Below are 19,489 nucleotides of genomic sequence, written 5' to 3' on the forward strand. Positions count from 1 at the left end.
GCTGAGAAGCGCGTTCAGCCATCATTATTTGGCCGCAGGATAAATTCGAATTCGCGTTCTTCGGTTGCTGCACAATCATCCCCCGATAGCAAAGGCATGCGGGAGTAACTGTCCCGCGTCAGAGACTGCATCGGCATTTCTGCGGCACTGGTGGCATCGGGACCGATCTTCCATTTAGCAGCAATCACGCTGGGATTTTCAGCATCAAATTCATCAAGTTTGCGCCGTATGCGAGACTGCAGGATCGGAGCATAGGGAAATTTCTGCTGCGTCCAAAAGCGTTTGGAAGGCTGGAAATAACCTACCTCGTCCAGAAAGGAGACCCCGAAATAATAACAGGATTCAAGCGAGTTATAAAACTGGCTATCCGATACAAAACTGCCGTCACGCTTAAGCGACTGGCCAATACACCAGTCGAGCATGGAGGCAATCTGATCGCGTGCCAGAACACGCTCACCCGGCCGCATATGGGGCCAGCCATAGCGAAAGATTTTGGCGACATCGTAATTATTATGGTTGTTGAATGTCCCTCGGCTGAGCCAGCCTTGCGGGTATTCCAGTGTCCGGCTTTCAAGGGTTGTACGAATGATATCGGACCAGTGCCCTACCCGTCCCTTGCGATAGGATACGATATGGAACGTATAGCTCAGATCGTCGTAGCGATGGGTCTTGCCATCAGATACATACCAGGGTCCCCAATAACCGGTTTCGGGATTCTGGATTTCATCAAGGAAATCACAAAACGCATCGACATAGCTTTGGTCAAGCTCGATCCCGCGTACATGTTCCTGTGCATAACGCCGCAATAGCGGTTTGAAGCACAACTGCGCCAGACAGCAAATCACACTGCCAAATTCGTCTCGCTGGTTACGTCCCGTTGCCGCGATATCGGAAACAAGAAGCTTTTCCAGATAGTCGCGCATCGCCGGTGCGGTTGCGATCGGTTCAAGAAAACGCAGCGGATAACGCGGTGCGCGGCCCTCGTTGGCCAGTTCATGCAGACGCACGATGGTCGCATCAAATTTGTGGTGGAACTCGTTATATTGCCACCCCCACGAACCATCGACAGATGACTGGCGTGCAACATAACTTTGATCGGCGTCTTCAAAACTGTTTTCAAGCCGGTCAACGAGCCGGTCGAGTTCCGGCCAATAAGCAGTATACCGCGCCAGCCATTTGGCATAGATATAAAGCTGCTGGGAGGCCAGCATGGTCCGGCTATATTCGGAAAACTTGCGCAGCGCGAGTGACAGCGAGCCCAGATAGTCGATATATTTGAGCGCCTTGTCCTGATAACCGTGATCATAGCGCGTAAAATCCCGCATAATAACGCAGTTATCACCAATTCCAGTCAGGCTTTGCTCGGTCGACATTGGTTGCCTTTTCCTGTTGAAACCAGAAACGCGAACCTGCTTCCCCGCACCGGATCGTTACCGGTGCCAACTGATGAGGCAATACATCCTTTCCCGCACCGCTCAACAGAACTGCATCCTGTTGTTGGGATTGATATTTACATGCTCGCCTTTTCGGCCGCCTGTTTCAACCTGTCATTTTACCAAGGTTGTCACATTGCGGCTTTTAAACAGCTAATAAGTGTATAGCCTGAAATCACTCAAAATACCATCCTTAAGGTGAATGAGGATTAAACATTCATATACATAAGGATATGTTTTTAGAGCAAAAGAAAGGGCACCCGCATGGGCACCCTTATCCAAACTTGAAGTATAGTCCGAACCAGAATGTGTTCTATGCTTTGAACCTATGCCGCCTTTACCGCAGACAGGAACGCTTCGACCTTGTGGCGCAAGGTTTCGGCTTGCTCGGACAGATCACCGGACGCGGCCAAAACCTGATCGGCGGCGGCACCGGTTGAGGCTGCCGCCTCGTTCACACCATGGATGTTTTCGGTAACTTCATTGGTCCCGGTAGATGCTTCCTGAACATTGCGGTTGATTTCTTCCGTCGCAGCGCCCTGCTGCTCAACCGCACTTGCAATAGTTGCAGCAATTTCACTGATTTCGGCAATGGTGCGCCCAATGGAATCGATTGCAACTACCGCGCTGTCAGTCTCGCCCTGAATGGCGGTAATTTGGGTCGTGATCTCTTCCGTCGCCTTGGATGTTGCATTGGCAAGGTTTTTAACTTCGGCTGCCACAACAGCAAAACCCTTTCCAGCCTCGCCAGCACGCGCGGCCTCAATCGTTGCATTAAGTGCGAGCAGGTTGGTCTGGGCTGCAATATCACTGATCAGGCCAACAACATCGCCGATCTTCTGAGCTGCTTCTGCAAGACCACGAACCTGGATATTTGTACTTTCAGCCTCATTCACCGCGCGGATTGCCACCTGCGCCGACTGGCTGACCTGTTGGCTGATCTCAGAAATCGATGCACTTAGTTCTTCTGACGCACTGGCAACGGTTTGAACATTGTTGGATGCCTGTTCCGCTGCGGCGGCAACCACGGTCGACTGACGACTGGTCTCCTCAGCTGTTGCCGTCATTGATGTTGCAGTTGCCTGCATTTCGGTTGCAGCAGAAGCGACGGTTTTAAGAACAGTCGACACATCGTCATCGAAGTCATTGGTCAGTTTTTCGATCAGTTTTGCACGCTCCTCCCGACGCTTTTGAGCTTCGGCTTCTTGTGCTGCGAGCTCTTCGGCCTTGATCATGTTTTCTTTGAACACCAAAACGGCTTTTGCCATTTCGCCGATTTCGTCCTTGTGATCCTGCCCCGGAATCAAGATCGTTTTATCACCATTAGCCAATGTCCGCATCGACGCGGTAATCGAAACAATAGGACGCGAAATACCGGTACCGATCAGCCATGCCGCAACCGATCCAAGAAAGATAACAACAACCACAAGCACTTCAGTTATCAAAGCACCATTCTCGATCTCGGCCGCGGCTCTTGGACCGAGCTCATCCTGCTCTGCCTTGATTAAAAGCTTGAAATCCTCCATTTCCGTGGTGATTTTCGGCCCTATCACATTCAGGGTTTCGCTCGATATCCGTTCTGTTATCACGGGGTCTTTAGCGGCAATCATATCGCGAACCCCCTTGAAATAAGAGGCAATATTCCGGGAACTACGTTCTATGGCCTCAATCTTTTCAGGCTCATCCACAAGAGAACGCAATTCCGTATTCAGCGCAGCTGTTGCCTCCAGACGCTCGATTGCATCGTCTGCCACCTCTGTCGTCGGCTCTGACTGATAAATGCGCACGGCAAGCCGTGCTTCAAGCATGTTGGCTTGTACACGGCCAGCCTGATTGGACTGCAAAGCAATCTCACGATATCTGGTAAAATTATCGTCCGCTGTGGTCAGTGAAAGGACGGCAATCACCGCCATGACAGAAAGTAACAACAAAACGATGCCAAATCCGCCAAAAACCTTTTTGGAGATTTTGATATTCTTGAGAAAATTCACTTCTGCCCCCTGATAATTTTCCATCCCGGAGCGCAAAGAAATCAAACCAGCTTGAACATTTTGACTTGATGCTCATCTTGCAGATAGTTGATTCCATTGGCATGACATGTCTCGCGGAAACAACGATGCATGCGAACTTGTACATATTTTCAGATGTAAAACGGCAGGTGGCACGACCAATGTCAGGAGACTCTCGTCAGTGACTTGGAACCGAACACGCCGTATTATTATGGGTTGAGGCAACCTAGCCTTCCGTATCTCCCCGTCTGGCGGCGATGCTGCACGAGAAGGAGAATACACTCATGCGAACGCACGAATGATGCGCCGGAAAAACATTGATTCCCACGAAACCGGATATGCAACGCCCCCTAAACGTTTGGTACTGACCTTTCGACCCGGCCCCGGAACTATATTTCAGCGAGTATCCCGATCCCAGGAACTGGAAAACAATGGAACAAATAATACCCATTTTCAAGAATAAATTGCAGGTCAAATCCCAAAAATGGATTTATTTTAAACCATTATGGCAAAAACAGAACTTCCGGGGAAGTTCTCTCACCCCTGCTGCAGATCATTTTTCAAAGGCATTGCGCGGCTGCCCTCCTCCCAAAAGGAAAGCCACATGAGCAGCAGCCTCCATCAAAGAATAAGACTGGCTCGCAAACATGTCGGCCTGAGCGCAACCGCAGCCGCAAGCATGTCGGGCCTAACCCGCAAATCCTGGGAAAGATACGAACTGGACAAAAATGAACCAAAGGCATCCTCCCTCTCCATGCTTGTGGAATTGGGAATTGACGGCACCTGGCTACTGACCGGCAAGGGCGAAATGCTGCGCGAAAGCCGCACAACGAAAGATGAAGCCACCCTACTGGATCGGGATGTCCTGCATATGGTGATTGATGAGCTTGAACAGTTTCGCAGCAAGCATCACCCAAGCTGGGACAGCGGACAACTGGCAGAAATCGTTGTCCTTGGTTATGCGATGCTACTTTCCGAAAAGACCCGGGGTAGCGAACCGAACCCCAAGAATCTTTGTTTCCTGATGAAGGCTGCACAGCTTTAAAATACGCAAACCATCACAAAAATGGGGAGAGGCAAACCTGCCACTCCCCTTTTTTCATCGCACGGCTTCAACTCTTTAAAGTCGATATGTCACACTCTGGTCGCCAATCCTGCCCGGCGGCGTTCACGCAAGGAGGCCGCTGTGGCGCGACCATCACCGGTAGGCTGGTAATAGACCGACATTTCCTTAAGCGCGGTGCGCACCTTAGTCAGAGCCGTTTCGCCATCAACCTTGAGCTCATAGGCATCAAAACCACAACGATGCATGTAAAGAATCTGGTCGCGCAGCACGTCACCAATTGCACGAAGTTCACCTTTGAAACCAAGGCGTTCGCGCAACACACGCGCATAGGAATATCCGCGCCCGTCCGTGTAGGCCGGGAAATTGATCGTGATGATCGAAAGCCGGCCCAGATCGTCTGCCAAATCTTCGGGAGCGTCGCCCGGATTGAGCTGCACGCCAAGACCACCATTTCGACCGACCAGCGTTTCGCGTTCTTCCTTAAAACGCGCAAGAGGCACGATAATGTTTTCCTCGCCCGGCGGAAGGTCGGCTTCGGCGTCAAGTGTGATCCATTCCTGATCAATCACACTGTCATTCTTAACGATCGCCATAAAGCACCTCCTTGAACGGGTCCATGCCGACACGGCGATAGGTATCGACAAAACGTTCGCCGGTTTCGCGAATGCCAAGATATTTGGTCACCAGACTTTCAATGGCATCGACGACTTCGGCTTCGGAGAAACCGGCACCGGCGATTTTGCCGATTTCGGCATTCTCGCTGGCGTCGCCACCAAGGGTGATCTGATAGAATTCCTTGCCACGTTTATCGAGGCCCAGAATGCCGATATGGCCGACATGGTGATGCCCACAGGCATTGATGCAGCCGGAAATCTTGATCTTGAGTTCGCCGATATCATGCTGGCGATCCAGATCGGAAAAGCGTTCCGAAATACGCTGCGACAGCGGGATCGAACGCGCCGTTGCCAGTGCGCAATAATCCAGCCCCGGGCAGGAAATTATGTCGGTAACATAGCCAAGGTTCGCAGTCGCCAGATTGGCATTTTTCAGTTCTGCCCAAAGCGAGAACAAATCGGCCTTTTTCACGTGCGGCAAAACCAGATTCTGTTCGTGGGTTACACGGACATCACCAAAACTGTACTGCTCCGACAGATCGGCAACCAGTTCCATCTGGGTATCGGTTGCATCGCCCGGAATACCACCAATCGGCTTCAGCGATACGTTGGCAATCGCATAACCCGGTTGCTTGTGCGCAATGACGTTCGAACGCACCCAGTTGGAGAATTCCCGGTTTTCGGCCTTACGACGTTCAAATTCGGCATCATCGTCGGAAAGGGTTTCGAATGCCGGAGGGGCGAATTGTTCGATGTAATGCGCAATTTCGGCATCATCGACGCGCAGTGATCCGTCCTTGATCTGCGCCCATTCTTCCTCGACCAGGCGCTGCATTTCCTCGACCCCAATTTCATGGACGAGGATTTTGATGCGTGCCTTGTACTTATTGTCACGACGGCCAAAACGGTTATAAACCCGCAGGATCGCCTCAAGATACGAAAACAGATCGTTCTTGCCGATAAAGTCGCGCACGGTTTTACCAACGAATGGCGTGCGACCAAGACCACCGCCCACGATAACCTCGAACCCGACCTCGCCCGCATCATTCTGATGCATGTGAAGTCCGATATCATGGACCTTTACTGCGGCACGATCATTCGGCGACCCGGTCACCGCGATTTTGAATTTGCGCGGCAGATAGGTGAATTCCGGGTGGAAGGTCGACCATTGACGGATCAGTTCGCAATAGGGCCGCGGATCTTCGATCTCGTCGGCCGCAGCACCGGCATACTGATCGGTGGTCGTGTTGCGAATGCAGTTGCCCGACGTCTGAATGGCGTGCATTTCGACCTTGGCCAGATCAAGCAGCGCATCGGGGATTTCGGCAAGCTTCGGCCAGTTATACTGGATATTCTGACGGGTCGTAAAATGGCCGTAACCCTTGTCATAGCGCCGCGCGATATAGCCAAGCTGGCGCAACTGATCGGCGCGCAGCGTGCCATAGGGAACGGCAACGCGCAGCATATAGGCGTGAAGCTGAAGATAAACACCGTTCATTAGACGCAGCGGGCGGAACTGGTCTTCGGTAATATCGCCAGAAAGACGACGTTTTACCTGTTCACGGAACTGCTCGGTACGTTCCAGCACCAGTTGGTGGTCAAAATCATCATAGCGATACATGGTGTATCCTCCTTACCCGGCCTGATAGCCGAGATCCTGCCGCACACTGGGACCTTTGGTGCGCAGAACTTCACGATATTTCGTCGGAACCAGCCCACCGTCCTGTTGTTCGACCTCGATCAGATAGGGTCCGACAATGACAGTATCGAGCTCAGGTGCACTGGCCTCTGCCAGCAAGGCGTCACCCGCCTCTTTTCCATCGGCAACACGCGACTGGTCTATGTTTTCGCTCCAACCGCCATCAGCGGTCAGAAACACCACCAGCCCGTCATCAAGCCGGTTTGCCGTGACAACTTGCAGGGACATTCGGTTCTCTCAGCCTGTAAATCTCTCTGGTTGATGTCCTGTCTGTGGACATTTTCTGCGTCAGAATTTGGATGATTATACACTATTGGTCAAGTTTTTTTGTGAAATACATATAATTACAATTTTTATTTGTAATTATTAATCACCCCTTGACCAAACCACGCATGACTTCTAGGTCAGATAACATCCTGTCTTGCCCGAAAGAATACGAACAAACCATGCCCCTTCACCTGATCAAACTTAGCGTTGGTACAGAAAGCCCTGAAACCCTGCGTCAATGGCAGGCCTATTTTGGCGGGCTTCATGGCCGGATTTACCACACCACAAGAATGACTCCGAAACGCAAGGCGGAGATTCTCGATGGCGGTTCGATCTATTGGGTGATCAAGGGGGCTATTCGTGCCCGTCAGCGTGTTCTTGATCTGGAAGAATTTATTGACGAGGAAGGCATCAAACATTGCCGTATCGTCCTTGACCCCGAACTGGTCGAAACCCGCACATGGCCCCATCGCGCATTTCAGGGCTGGCGATACCTTCCCGAAGACAAATGCCCGCCGGATGAAAAGCAGGTCGGTGGCGCAGAAACGCTTCCCGAAGACATGGCAGACGAGTTACGTGAACTTGGCCTGATCTGAATTCAGGTATCGGGATTAGGCGTAACGATTTTCAACGCTGGCTGACTTTCCTCTATATCCATGAGCGTTACAGCGACTTCATCCTTTAACCAGCGGATAAAGGCCTGCACACGCGGCCGATTCAGGTTTTCCTCGGGACAGGTCAGATAATAGGCATAGCTTGACGCAACGGTTTGCGGAAATGGCCGGACAAGCAGACCGGCTTTCAGGTCCTGCGCGGCCAGGCTAGTACGTGCCATACCAACACCATGCCCCATCAAAGCCGCCTGAATAACCATATCGCCGGAATTGAAGCGCAGCCCGCGACGCAGATCAATCCCCTTGACCCCGACCCCCTCCAGCCAGAACTGCCAATCCGCTGCACGGGGCTGTTCTATGTGCGAGGTGGCATCATGCAGTAACTGGTGCCCTGCAATATCAGCCGGTTTGTTCAACGGGGCGCTGGAGGCGAGGTAGTCAGGGCTGCAAACCGGAAACACCTCGTCGCGCATCAACAGTTCGGTATAAAGATTTGGATACCTACCACGACCGAAACGAACAGCAAGATCAATACCTTCATTGCGAAAATCAACCAATCGATCATCGGCGTGAATGCGAACATCAATATCGGGATGGGCTTCACGAAAATGCCCAAGACGTGGCACCAGCCACTTAACGGCAAAGGATTGAAGGACACTGACCGTAACAACCCCGGCTTCCTCAACCGCCCGAAGACTTTCGATTTCTCCGGCGATACGTGAAAAACCTTCGTACGTTGCACGTGCCAGACGGTCGCCTTCATCGGTCAATTGCAATCGCCGCGGCAAACGAAAGAACAATCGAAAACCCAAATATTCCTCAAGCTGGCGAATCTGCTGACTGATAGCGCCCTGGGTTACAAAAAGCTCCTCGGCCGCGCGGGTAAAATTAAGATGCCGGGCAGCCGCGTCAAATGCACGCAAGGACTGTAACGGGGGTAAACGCATTTTTGCCTCAAACCAACTCGTCATTAGATCAACTAATACTTAACCCCAGAAATACTCGTTTGTCACGCAAGACGTTTGGCGTGAATATGGCCTTCAACAATCGACACCCTCATTAGAGGAACTCAATTCAGGAGAACGACCATGGCACATTTAATTTGCCAGACGACTTCTGGCCAGAACCGTGTACACAGCCACGCCAGTAGCCTTCAGCAATTTGCCGGAAACCTGCAGCAGGGAATAAACACGGCATTGAATATTCTCGCAGATACTCTGGCCAAGCGGTCGCAACGACGTGCCCTTATGCGGCTAAGTGACAGCCAGCTTGCCGATATCGGCCTGTCGCGCAGCGACGCCGAAGCCGAATACCGGAAATCCTATCCGATTTAATCTGACAGACCGCCGACTGCGCCATGATCGAACACCGATCCGCCCCCGGATTTGATCTACCTCCTTGCGCCCCCTTTCGATCATGGCGCATTTATGCCACTGTAATTTCCCATTAAAGTTGCAGAGGCATCAACAGAATGGCGGCGAAAAAGCAAAGCACCACGACAAAGAAAGCAGAAAGCAGTGACAGTTCGATCCGCAACGCGGTGAAACACACTGCACGCAGCCGCAAGGCATCGAAACAGCATCCCGACCTTTCCAGTCTTGATAGCGAAGCACGCGACCGTTTTCTGCTGGATGCCGAAAGCATGACGATGGACCGTCTTGATGATCGTCCGACGAACAAACGCAGTGCCCATGAAACGGAATCTTCCGATGATTATCTTCCTCCGGATATCGATCTTGATCCCAGTGCTCGTGCCAAGAAGATGCACGGCAAGCAGTATCTTGAACTGATTGCACCGCTGCATATCGAACTTCTCAAGCTGCAAAACTGGGTCAAGGCCGAAAACATCAAATCCCTGGTCATTTTCGAAGGCCGCGATGCGGCTGGCAAGGGCGGCACGATCAAACGTTTTACCGAACATCTTAATCCGCGCGGTGCGCGTGTCGTCGCCCTAGGCAAACCGAACGACCGGGAAGTGACCCAATGGTATTTCCAGCGTTATGTCGAACATCTGCCGTCAGGCGGGGAAATCGTCCTGTTTGACCGGTCCTGGTATAACCGGGCGATGGTTGAACGGGTTATGGGCTTCTGCAACATGTTCGAAGTCAGCGAGTTCCTGCAATCGGTTCCTGCTCTGGAACGCATGCTGATCCGCTCCGACATTCACATGACCAAATTCTATTTTTCGGTCAGCAAAAAAGAACAGGCGCGCCGGTTTGATCAGCGCAAACAAGACCCGCTTAAACAGTGGAAGCTGAGCCCGGTTGATCTGGCATCCCAGAATCTTTGGGATGCTTATACCGAAGCCAAGACAGAGATGTTTTTCCATACCTCGACTGCCGACAGTCCGTGGATCATTGTCAAATCCGATGACAAGAAACGTGCGCGCGTCAATGCCATCCGGTATTACCTGTCCCAGTTCGAATATCCGGGAAAACGATCAGAACTTCTGACCTATGATCGCCGGATCATCCACACCGTAAGCGAGGAACTGGCACTCGACGACTGAGATATGACCGATATGTATTCCGGATCGTGGAAACATTGTCTCCGTGACATTCCCTTGCATTGACATTCGGAAGGCTGCCTCCTTTACTGGTAAGATCAATTCACGGGAGGCACGAAATGGCAAAATGTGCATTTATCGGGCTGGGCGTCATGGGCTATCCCATGGCCGGCCACCTGCAAAAGGCAGGGCACGACGTTACTGTTTTCAACCGCACCGCCGCAAAGGCAGATAAATGGGCGGGTGAATATGGCGGAAAATCCGCTCCCACCCCGGCCGAAGCTGCCAAGGGTGCAGAATTTGTTTTCATCTGCGTTGGCAATGACGACGATCTGCGCAGTGTTGTTCTGGGCGATACCGGGGCACTTGCCGGTGCGGCAAAGGGCGTTGTCATGATCGACAATACGACCGCCTCGGCCGATGTTGCGCGCGAACTTTATAATGCTGCCAAAGAGGCTGGTGTTGCATTTATTGACGCCCCGGTTTCCGGTGGGCAGGCTGGTGCCGAAAACGGCGTTCTTACCGTCATGTGTGGCGGTGATCAGGCAGCGTTTGATCGCGCAGCCCCTGTAATCGATGCTTTTGCCCGATCCTGTCAACTGATGGGCGAAAGCGGCTCCGGCCAACTGACCAAGATGGTAAACCAGATCTGTATTGCCGGTCTGGTTCAGGGCCTTTCCGAGGGCGTTAATTTCGGTCGCAAGGCCGGACTTGATATGGGCAAGGTCCTTGACGTGATTTCCAAGGGTGCGGCGGGTAGCTGGCAAATGGAAAACCGCGGCAAGACCATGGTTGAAAACAAGTTCGATTTCGGTTTTGCAGTCGACTGGATGCGCAAAGACCTTGGAATCTGCCTTGAAGAATCGAAACGCAATGGCGCGCGCCTGCCGGTAACCGCGCTTGTTGATCAATTCTATGCGCAGGTTCAGGAACGCGGCGGCAATCGCTGGGATACATCCAGCCTGATCGATCTTCTTTCACGCGGATAAACGGCTATCCCATTCTGACAAAACAAAACGCGGCCAGCAGTTGGTCGCGTTTTTGTTTTTAATAATCAAGAATGTTCTTAGAGTCCGGCCCGCAGAAGCGGCTCCACCTGATCACGATAAACAGCAAGCTGGCCATCACTGAAATAGCCAACAGCACATTCCAGAACCGTGTCACGCTGCAATTCCTTGGCCTCTCCGTCGGCTTCGGCCTCAACCGGGGTATCACTGGCCGCGGATTTCCCGATCTGCGTAACATTGATGTCGCGCTCGCAACTTGCCGCATCCATTGATGCCAGAACCTTGCGCGGGTCACGACGGAGCGGCGGCAATGCGTGCTCCAGATCGACTTCGCGTTCGAACGCCTCGGCATCCTGAAGTTTGACCTCGATATCCGGAATGACGCCGTTACCCTGAACGATATGGTTTTCCGGCGTGGTATAATAACCGGTCGTGATTTTAAGCCCACCGCCCGATGTCAGCGGCATGATGCGCTGCATCGACCCTTTGCCAAAGGACTGTTCACCAATGATAACGCCTCGACCGTTCTCGCGTAAGGCAGCTGCCATCAGTTCAGCCCCGGATGCCGAGCCGCGATCCAGCAGGATCGCCATGGGCACACCATCGAAATAATCACTGCTGTCAGCTTCATAACTGCGCAGCTTGCGTTCACCCCGTCCTTCGGTCGCGACAATCAGGCCGTCGCTCAAGAACTGATCGGCAATGTCGGCTGCACTGTCAAGCAACCCGCCCGGGTTCCTGCGCAAGTCGACAATGATCCCGCGTGGCGTCCCGATCCGGTCTTCCAGCATTTCAAGATATTCGCGTGTCTGATCAAGCGTGCTTGCGTCAAAACGCGATACCCGAACATAGGCGAGATCGTTATCAATGATTGATGCCGTCACGGACGGGACTTCGATCCGGGCACGTTTAACGGTGACGTCAAAATTTTCCTGCTTTCGCTGGATCGTTAAAGTCACCGGGTCACCAACGCGACCGCGCATCAGCCGGACAGCTTCCGCAATCGGTTCACCCTTCATATCATGACCGTCAATATGCGTAATCCGGTCGTTGGGTTGCAACCCGGCCCGGGCGGCAGGCGTATCGTCGATAGGCGAAACGATACGGATCAATTTATCTTCGTCCTGCGAAATAACGATACCGACACCGGCAAAGCTGCCTTCCGTACTTTCCTGCAGACGGCGAAACATTTCATCGGTCATATAGGCGCTGTGCGGATCAAGGTCATGCAGGCTTTCATCCAGCACCGCGCCGACAATCCCACTGGGTGTGTGATCTTCGGTTTCAAGGTCGGGCAAACTTGCAATTGCCCTTTTAACGAACGCCGACCGATCAATATTTTCGACATAGGTATCCGAGAGAACCTCAACCGCTTCTACAAACAGCTTGTCTGCACGATCATACTGATCGCTGGTGGCGCCGCTATCAGCGACATAATCGCGATAAGCATCCAGAAACTGCTGTTCATCATCGCTTGGCCAAACCGGACCGGCACATGCCACCAATCTTGTTCCGGCAAATGAAATCACCACCGCAAGCAAAATCGGTAATATTCCTTTGCGCAGCACCGCCATACTCCTGTGTTTTTTCGTTCTTTCGGACCTTGTCCGGATCGTCAGAGGGGCAGTTTAGCCCGCCAGAACCCGAATGGCGACCCCGCAACATCGTCTTAATTTGATTTATATCGGAACGAATGTGCATTTTCGCCAGTACCGCAGCGCATCCCGTCCTGATACGCGACGAATGTCTGACAAGAATTTGGCGGTTCCGCGGTGAAACAGACTCGATATTCCCGGTTCATCCGATTATGCTGTAACGGAAGAACGACGCCCCGTAACGAGGGCGATACTGAGCGGGCGCCTCACAATTCAGGGAGACGCTTTTTTCCATGAGCGATTTTACGCCACCAATCCATGATCTGCGGTTTCTGATCCATGAAGTGATCGGCTTGCAAGCCGTTTCAGATATGCCGTGCTTTGCCGAAACCACTCCTGATCTTGTAGATGCGATCCTCGAAGAGGCAGGCAAGCTTGCCGCAAATATTCTGGCGCCGTTAAACCGTGTCGGCGATCTCGAAGGGGCGGTACTTCAGGCTGACGGCACGGTGCGCACGCCGACGGGATGGAAAGATGCCTATGACAAGTTCTGCGAGGGTGGTTGGCAAGGTATCAGCGCCCCGGAATCCGAGGGCGGTATGGGCCTTCCCCTCCTGCTGGGTGCTGCCGTCGGAGAACTTTGGCATTCATCGAATATGGCGTTTGCGCTTTGCCCGATGCTGACGGCAGGCGCGATAGAGCTTCTGGCCACACACGGGTCTGACGCACAGCGCGAACTTTATCTTTCGCGCATGGTCAGCGGTGAATGGACCGGCACCATGAATCTGACCGAACCGCAGGCAGGGTCCGATCTTTCAAAAGTGCGCAGCGTAGCTGTTCCCGTAGATGATGGCTCTTACCGTATTACCGGGCAAAAGATTTTCATCACCTATGGTGATCACGAGATGACAGACAATATCGTTCATCTTGTGCTGGCGCGAACACCGAATGCACCTGATGGGGTTAAAGGAATTTCGCTTTTCATCGTGCCGAAATTCCTTGCGAAGGAAGATGGGACGATAGGCGCACGCAACGATGTAAAATGCGTATCCCTCGAACACAAGCTCGGCATTCATGGCAGCCCGACGGCCGTCCTTTCATTTGGTGATCAGGGCGGTGCCACCGGCTATCTTGTCGGTAAGGAAGGCCAAGGCTTGGCCTGCATGTTCACCATGATGAACAATGCCCGCCTTGCCGTTGGCCAACAGGGTGTTGCAATCTCAGAAAGGGCTTATCAGCAGGCCGTATCTTATGCGCAAGATCGCAAACAGGGTAAGTCACCCGTTACCGGGCACGATGATAGCATTGTTCATCATGGTGATGTGCAGCGCATGCTGATCCAAATGAGGGCAACGACAGAAGCCGCCCGTTCGCTTTCGCTTTATGCGGCTCTCCAGCTTGACATTGCCCATCACCATAGGGATTTGGGTACCCGCAAAACTGCGCAGGCACGTGCAGATCTGTTGATACCGATGGTAAAGGGTTGGTCAACCGATCTGGGGGTGGAGAATGCCTCTCTCGGTATTCAGGTTCATGGTGGCATGGGCTTCATTGAAGAAACAGGTGCCGCCCAACACCTTCGCGATGCCCGCATTGCTCCGATCTATGAAGGAACCAATGGTATTCAGGCTCTTGACCTGATCGGCCGGAAGCTCCTGCGTGACAAAGGGGAAGCGATGCAAGCGCTTGTTGCAGATATGCGCAAAACCATTTCCGCAGCACGCGGAACTAGGGAGGTGATCAAAGCCGGAAAAATGCTTGAAGCTGCACTGAACCAACTTGAAGAAACCACAGCGGACATCCTTGATCGATGCGAAAATGCCCCGGCCCTCTCACAGGCGTTGGCATCTCCCTATCTTCGGCAGGCTTCGATTTGTGTTGCAGGCTGGCTGATGTTCCGCTCACTCCTGAAAATTGCCGACAGCGGATTGGATAACGGGTTCACCAAGACCAAACGCCTGAGTTGCAATTTCTTTCTTGGGCAGATCCTCCCGGAGGTCGACTTCATGGCAAGACAGATAACCAATACCGAAAATGATCTGTTGCACGAAACGGCGCCATTATTCTGACACAGCTTTGCCGTTGTAATCCCGTCATGCCTTCGGGGCTTCAAATGCCCCGAAGGCATGTGTTTTCGCCTTTTACGACAATCGGTTGCAATATAATTCACCGCAGCCACCCCACCACGCCACGACACAGTGCAATTGCCGGGATTTATCCCTAATTTCTTGTTTCGGTTTTTGAACGCTTCTCTATAATCCGGCCAATGAATCGTTTAACCCGATATATGCTGAAGCAGCAGTTTATCATGATGGTGTTCGTGACACTTGGCTTGCTATGTGTCATCTGGCTGTCGCAGAGCCTGCGTTTCATTGAAATGATTGTAAACCGGGGCCTCTCAGTCTCGGTCTTTTTGCAATTGACGTCTTTGCTGCTTCCCAGTTTTTTGGCAATTATTTTACCTATTTCGCTCTTTTTCGTTGTTGTTTTTACCTACAACAAACTTATTCAGGACCGCGAACTGATCGTGATGCGTTCTGCCGGGTTAAGCCAGTGGGCTCTGGCGAAACCGACACTCATACTGGCATTGCTGACTGCCGCCTTTGGTTACTTCCTGACACTGTTTTATCTGCCCTACAGCTATCAGCATTTCAAGGAACTGCAATTTTCCATTCGCAATGATTTCTCGTCAGTGTTGCTGCAGGAAGGCAGTTTTACCGACCTTGACGGTTTGACCGTCTACATTCGGGAAGTCGGGCAGGACAACGAACTGCTTGGAATTTTGGTTCACGACTCAAGAAATCCTGCTGCACAAGCAACAATGATGGCCAAGAATGGAGCGCTTGTAAGAACCGAAAACGGCCCGAGGATCGTGTTGCTTGACGGAAACCGGCAGGAAGTCAACACCAAGGACGGTACGATGTCGATCCTCTATTTCGACCGTTATGCTGTTGATATTGCCCACGACACAGAAGATCCCGCCTTGCGATATCGGGAAGCGCGTGAAAGAAGCGTAGCCAACCTTCTGACAGCAATGCCGCCAGATATTTATCAGAATGACCTAGGTCCGTTCCGTGCTGAGGGACATGACCGGTTAATTTCGCCATTATACGCAATCGGTTTCGCAAGCATTGCGCTTGCGGTTCTGGTTTCAAGCAGTTTCTCCCGTCGGGGTCAGACGGGTCGACTGCTGCTGGCGATTGCTGTCATGATTGTTTTTCAGGTTATCGGCATTGCCATGAAAAACCTTGCAGCAAAGAATCCGGACCTCGTGCCGCTCATGTATCTAAATGCAATTCTTCCGATCATCGGGGGCCTTTACTGGACATTCCGCGGGCCGCAAATCCAGGCGAAGGCAGCGAACCGTGACGAGGTTACCGCATGAGGATATCCCCAACGCTGACTTTGTATTTCGGCAAACATGTCCTGATTTCCATTCTCGGGATTCTTGCTCTTTTGATCGGTTTGATCCTTATTGGCGATACCATCGAATTGTTACGCAGAGCAGGCGGAAAACCCGATGCCACGGTTGGTATTGTTTTCCAGATGGCCACTAGCAGAATTCCTTTCATGACAGAAAAGGTCCTGCCTTTTGCCGTCTTGTTCGGATCGATGTTTTCGTTCTGGAAGCTGACCGGCAATCAGGAACTTGTTGTGACACGTGCAGCAGGTGTATCCGCATGGCAATTTCTGCTGCCGCCAATCATGTGCGCGATCTTGCTTGGCTCCATTCAGGTCATGGCCCTCAATCCGCTATCCTCAATATTGCTGCAACGTTACGAAACACTTGAGGCACGTTACCTTCAGGGTAACAGCAGCATCATGAACCTGTCTTCAAGCGGGTTATGGTTACGTCAGGGCACACAGGATGGTCAGGCGGTGATCTATGCACGTGAAGTACGTGGTCAGGCAACAGATCGGGTAGACCTGCGTAATGTCACCGTCTTCCGGTTCGAGAATGCGGATGATTTCACGACCCGAATTGATGCCCGGCGTGCGGTGCTTGAGCCCGGTACCTGGCATTTCTATGATGCATGGACGTTTCATCCCGGACAGGTCAGTGAGTTCTCATCCGAATTGATGTTACCCACCAACCTGACAGTCCGAAAAATTCAGGACAGTTTTGCGTCACCGGAAACGATGTCGTTTTGGGATTTAAGGCCGTTTATCAATCTTCTGGAACGGGCCGGTTTCAACGCAACCCGACATCGCATCCATTTTCACAGCTTGCTGTCACGTCCTTTGCTATTGTGCGCCATGGTACTGATTGCGGCTGCATTCTGCCTTAAATTTTCTCGACGACGCCGTGCATCTCTTGTTATCGGTGGTGGTGTTGCAACCGGTTTCATTCTTTACTTTTGTACCGATGTCATTTCAGCACTTGGCGTTTCAGGCGGAATCCCGCCTGTTCTGTCAGCTTGGGCACCTGCAGGTATATCTTTGCTATTGGGAGTTTCGACCTTGCTGCATCTGGAGGATGGCTAGCTGAATGGCGTGTACTGGGGGAATGATAAAAAGACTGGCAACGAAGACAATACTTGGCTGTGCATTTGCACTTGCGGGGGCGTATCCGATTGCAGCCAAAGCCCAACAAGCTGGTAATGTGGCAACCGAAACTGAAGAACAATCGAAGATTTTGTTCAGTGCCGACGAGGTTGACTATAACCGGGAACTGCAAACGGTAACCGCACGCGGAAATGTTGAAATCTCCCGTGACGGGCGAATTTTGCTTGCCGATACGGTCAGCTACGACAGATCGCAGGATGTGCTTACCGCTTCTGGCAATGTCAGCATTACCGAACCCTCTGGCGAAGTAACATTTGCAAGCTATGTCGAACTTACGGGGGACTTCAAGGAAGGCATTGTTGAAGACATTTATGTTCTTCTTGATGAAAACACCCGCATTGCAGGTACTGGTGCCCGACGCAGCGGCGGAAACTTTACGGAAATTGCCAAGGCGGTTTATTCTCCCTGCAAGGTTTGCGAAGATGATCCTGAAACGCCCCCCCTGTGGCGGATCAAAGCAGCGCGTGTCCTTCATGATGCCAACGCAAAAACGGTTGAATACAAAGACGCGCGGCTGGAATTTGCGGGGGTCCCGGTTTTTTACTCGCCGTATTTCCAGCATCCGGATCCGACCGTAAAAAGGCAATCTGGCCTGTTGGCACCGTCCTTTGGCAATACAAGCTATGTCGGCTCATTCTTCGAATTGCCCTATTACTGGGCAATTGATCAAAGCAAAGACCTTACACTTCGCCCAATTTACACAACAGACGAAGGACCGGTTCTCGCAAGTGAATACCGGCAGCGCTTTGACAGCGGTGAAATGGACGTCGTCAGCAGCGTTACCAGCGACAGCAATGACGACTGGCAAGGCCATATTGATGCCGAGGGACGCTTTGACATAGACGAGACCTGGCGTTGGGGCTTCGATGCCGAACAGGCATCAGAAAAAACTTATATGAACCGATATGGTTTTGGATCGCCGTCTGTTCTGACCTCAAACCTGTTTACAGAAGGATTTCGAGGTTCAAGTTATAGCCGTGTTGACGGTTATTATTTTCAAGGTCTAAGAGGCCGTGATGATCGTGACACGACTCCGATCATTTTACCTCACGCGCAATTTCACGGACAATCAGCCCCGGCAAAGTACGGCAGTTACACAACTCTCGATCTGGATGCCCTGTCTCTTACCCGAGAAGAAGGAACGGATTCCCATCGTCTCTCAGCCAAGGCAGGATGGGCTCTACCCTATATTGGGACATTGGGAGACGTGACGAAACTGTCTATGTCGGTTCGTACGGATAATTACATGGTCTCGGATGTATCCCGGGATGGACAACAAAATTACAGCGGATATGCAGGGCGCATTCTTCCTTTAGCTGCTGTCGACTGGAATATGCCGTTTGTCAACAATCAGGGCCCTTACCACCATATCGTCAAACCGATGGTCATGGCGGCGTGGTCACCGAATGGTGGCAATCCGGACGAGATTCCAAACGAAGACTCCCAATCCTTTGAATTCGACGACATCAACATTTTCTCTCACGACAGATATAGCGGCCTTGACCGCGCCGAAGACGGGTTCAGGACCAGTTATGGACTTGAATGGGGAATTTATGGCGAGGAAGGCGGTTACACCAGTGCCATGTTCGGACAAAGCTATCGTGCCAACAAAGGTGATACTTTTGCCGAAGGATCGGGTTTGGAAGATCACCTGTCTGATTATGTTGGTCGGGTAACTGTTGCGCCTAACAAATACGTCGACTTAACTTACCGCTACCGGCTCGATAACGAGGATTTCTCTACACGCCGCAACCAGGTATCCGCAGGCGTTGGGAGCAAAGAAACTTTGCGTCTTAATCTGGATTATGTTCACTTTGCCGAAGATGGTACCACGGATGAGTTCGGGCAACGTGAAGAGGTTTATTTCCGAGCCGAACGTCAGTTCAGCGAATTCTGGTCGGGCACAGTATATAGTCGCTACGACCTTGATCAGAACGACCCGCTTGAATATGGCTTCGGGTTCGCTTACGAAGATGAATGCTTCATCTTTGACGGGCGTGTTAGAAGAACCTTCTACGAAGATCAGGATCTCGGTCAGTCGGATGAGTTTATCTTCCGCTTGGTATTCAAAACGCTTGGCGAATTTGCATCAGCAGCCGGATTATAAGGCAGT

At 52.0% G+C, this 19,489-nt stretch carries 16 protein-coding genes; 9 read left to right on the plus strand and 7 right to left on the minus strand.

Going from position 1 to position 19,489, the window contains the following annotated elements; all coding sequences use genetic code 11:
* Window positions 1-14: 14 nt before the first annotated feature.
* Together LG297_RS13625 and LG297_RS13630 are read right to left on the minus strand one after the other, a co-directional pair.
* Entirely contained in the window at window positions 15-1,373 is a 1,359-nt protein-coding gene (locus LG297_RS13625) for a hypothetical protein (protein WP_404421115.1), read from the minus strand.
* A gap of 386 nt (window positions 1,374-1,759) precedes the next feature.
* Window positions 1,760-3,448 carry a methyl-accepting chemotaxis protein gene (locus LG297_RS13630; protein ID WP_404421117.1) on the minus strand — a complete coding sequence of 563 codons (1,689 nt, stop codon included), beginning with the start codon at window positions 3,446-3,448 and terminating at the stop codon, window positions 1,760-1,762.
* Between the two features lie 598 nt (window positions 3,449-4,046).
* Here LG297_RS13630 and LG297_RS13635 point away from each other — a divergent pair.
* Window positions 4,047-4,487, plus strand: a complete 441-nt coding sequence (locus tag LG297_RS13635; protein ID WP_404421119.1) for a helix-turn-helix transcriptional regulator — start codon at window positions 4,047-4,049, stop codon at window positions 4,485-4,487.
* A gap of 89 nt (window positions 4,488-4,576) precedes the next feature.
* Here LG297_RS13635 and LG297_RS13640 read toward each other — a convergent pair whose 3' ends face one another.
* From LG297_RS13640 to LG297_RS13650, 3 genes are read right to left on the minus strand one after another with little or no spacing between them, the layout of a single operon-like run.
* Window positions 4,577-5,101, minus strand: a complete 525-nt coding sequence (locus tag LG297_RS13640; protein WP_404421121.1) for a DUF934 domain-containing protein — start codon at window positions 5,099-5,101, stop codon at window positions 4,577-4,579.
* Entirely contained in the window at window positions 5,088-6,743 is a 1,656-nt protein-coding gene (locus tag LG297_RS13645) for a nitrite/sulfite reductase (RefSeq protein ID WP_404421123.1), read from the minus strand. The genes LG297_RS13640 and LG297_RS13645 overlap by 14 nt, the downstream gene beginning before the upstream one ends.
* A gap of 12 nt (window positions 6,744-6,755) precedes the next feature.
* Complete coding sequence (locus LG297_RS13650) at window positions 6,756-7,049, minus strand: DUF2849 domain-containing protein (protein WP_404421125.1); 294 nt, start codon at window positions 7,047-7,049, stop codon at window positions 6,756-6,758.
* Window positions 7,050-7,267: 218 nt separating this feature from the next.
* Here LG297_RS13650 and LG297_RS13655 point away from each other — a divergent pair, with 218 nt between their 5' ends.
* Window positions 7,268-7,684: a DUF1489 family protein gene (locus LG297_RS13655; protein WP_404421127.1), complete on the plus strand. Its 417-nt coding sequence runs from the start codon at window positions 7,268-7,270 to the stop codon at window positions 7,682-7,684.
* 2 nt (window positions 7,685-7,686) lie between these two features.
* Here LG297_RS13655 and LG297_RS13660 read toward each other — a convergent pair whose 3' ends face one another.
* The gene (locus tag LG297_RS13660) at window positions 7,687-8,673 is read right to left on the minus strand and encodes a transcriptional regulator GcvA (RefSeq protein ID WP_404421129.1); all 987 of its coding nucleotides are present in this window, start codon (window positions 8,671-8,673) and stop codon (window positions 7,687-7,689) included.
* A 117-nt stretch (window positions 8,674-8,790) separates the two neighbouring features.
* Between LG297_RS13660 and LG297_RS13665 the strand changes: the two genes are divergently transcribed.
* The 3 genes from LG297_RS13665 (at window position 8,791) to LG297_RS13675 (ending at window position 11,197) form a co-directional block, all read left to right on the plus strand.
* Window positions 8,791-9,036 (plus strand): DUF1127 domain-containing protein, encoded by a 246-nt coding sequence (locus LG297_RS13665; protein ID WP_404421131.1) that lies wholly within the window; start codon window positions 8,791-8,793, stop codon window positions 9,034-9,036.
* 137 nt (window positions 9,037-9,173) lie between these two features.
* Complete coding sequence (ppk2, locus tag LG297_RS13670) at window positions 9,174-10,211, plus strand: polyphosphate kinase 2 (protein ID WP_404421133.1); 1,038 nt, start codon at window positions 9,174-9,176, stop codon at window positions 10,209-10,211.
* A 59-nt stretch (window positions 10,212-10,270) separates the two neighbouring features.
* Complete coding sequence (locus LG297_RS13675) at window positions 10,271-11,197, plus strand: NAD(P)-dependent oxidoreductase (protein WP_404421135.1); 927 nt, start codon at window positions 10,271-10,273, stop codon at window positions 11,195-11,197.
* A 77-nt stretch (window positions 11,198-11,274) separates the two neighbouring features.
* Here the strand turns inward: LG297_RS13675 and LG297_RS13680 are convergent, their stop codons facing one another.
* Complete coding sequence (locus LG297_RS13680; RefSeq protein ID WP_404421137.1) at window positions 11,275-12,789, minus strand: S41 family peptidase; 1,515 nt, start codon at window positions 12,787-12,789, stop codon at window positions 11,275-11,277.
* Window positions 12,790-13,103: 314 nt separating this feature from the next.
* On the opposite strand from LG297_RS13680, the gene LG297_RS13685 reads away from it, so the two are divergent.
* The 4 genes from LG297_RS13685 to LG297_RS13700 all read left to right on the plus strand — a co-directional run bounded on the left by LG297_RS13685 (window position 13,104) and on the right by LG297_RS13700 (window position 19,483).
* Complete coding sequence (locus LG297_RS13685; RefSeq protein ID WP_404421139.1) at window positions 13,104-14,879, plus strand: acyl-CoA dehydrogenase; 1,776 nt, start codon at window positions 13,104-13,106, stop codon at window positions 14,877-14,879.
* Window positions 14,880-15,097: 218 nt separating this feature from the next.
* A complete protein-coding gene (gene lptF / locus LG297_RS13690; protein WP_404421141.1) occupies window positions 15,098-16,195 on the plus strand; it encodes an LPS export ABC transporter permease LptF in 1,098 nt (365 codons plus the stop codon).
* Window positions 16,192-17,295 carry an LPS export ABC transporter permease LptG gene (gene lptG, locus LG297_RS13695; RefSeq protein WP_404421143.1) on the plus strand — a complete coding sequence of 368 codons (1,104 nt, stop codon included), beginning with the start codon at window positions 16,192-16,194 and terminating at the stop codon, window positions 17,293-17,295. The genes lptF and lptG overlap by 4 nt, the downstream gene beginning before the upstream one ends.
* Window positions 17,296-17,299: 4 nt before the next feature.
* Window positions 17,300-19,483, plus strand: a complete 2,184-nt coding sequence (locus LG297_RS13700; RefSeq protein WP_404421145.1) for an LPS-assembly protein LptD — start codon at window positions 17,300-17,302, stop codon at window positions 19,481-19,483.
* Window positions 19,484-19,489: the final 6 nt, after the last annotated feature.

Origin of the sequence: Thalassospira australica, from assembly GCF_044790785.1 — a bacterium.
GTDB classification, from domain to species: Bacteria; Pseudomonadota; Alphaproteobacteria; order Rhodospirillales; family Thalassospiraceae; genus Thalassospira; species Thalassospira australica_A.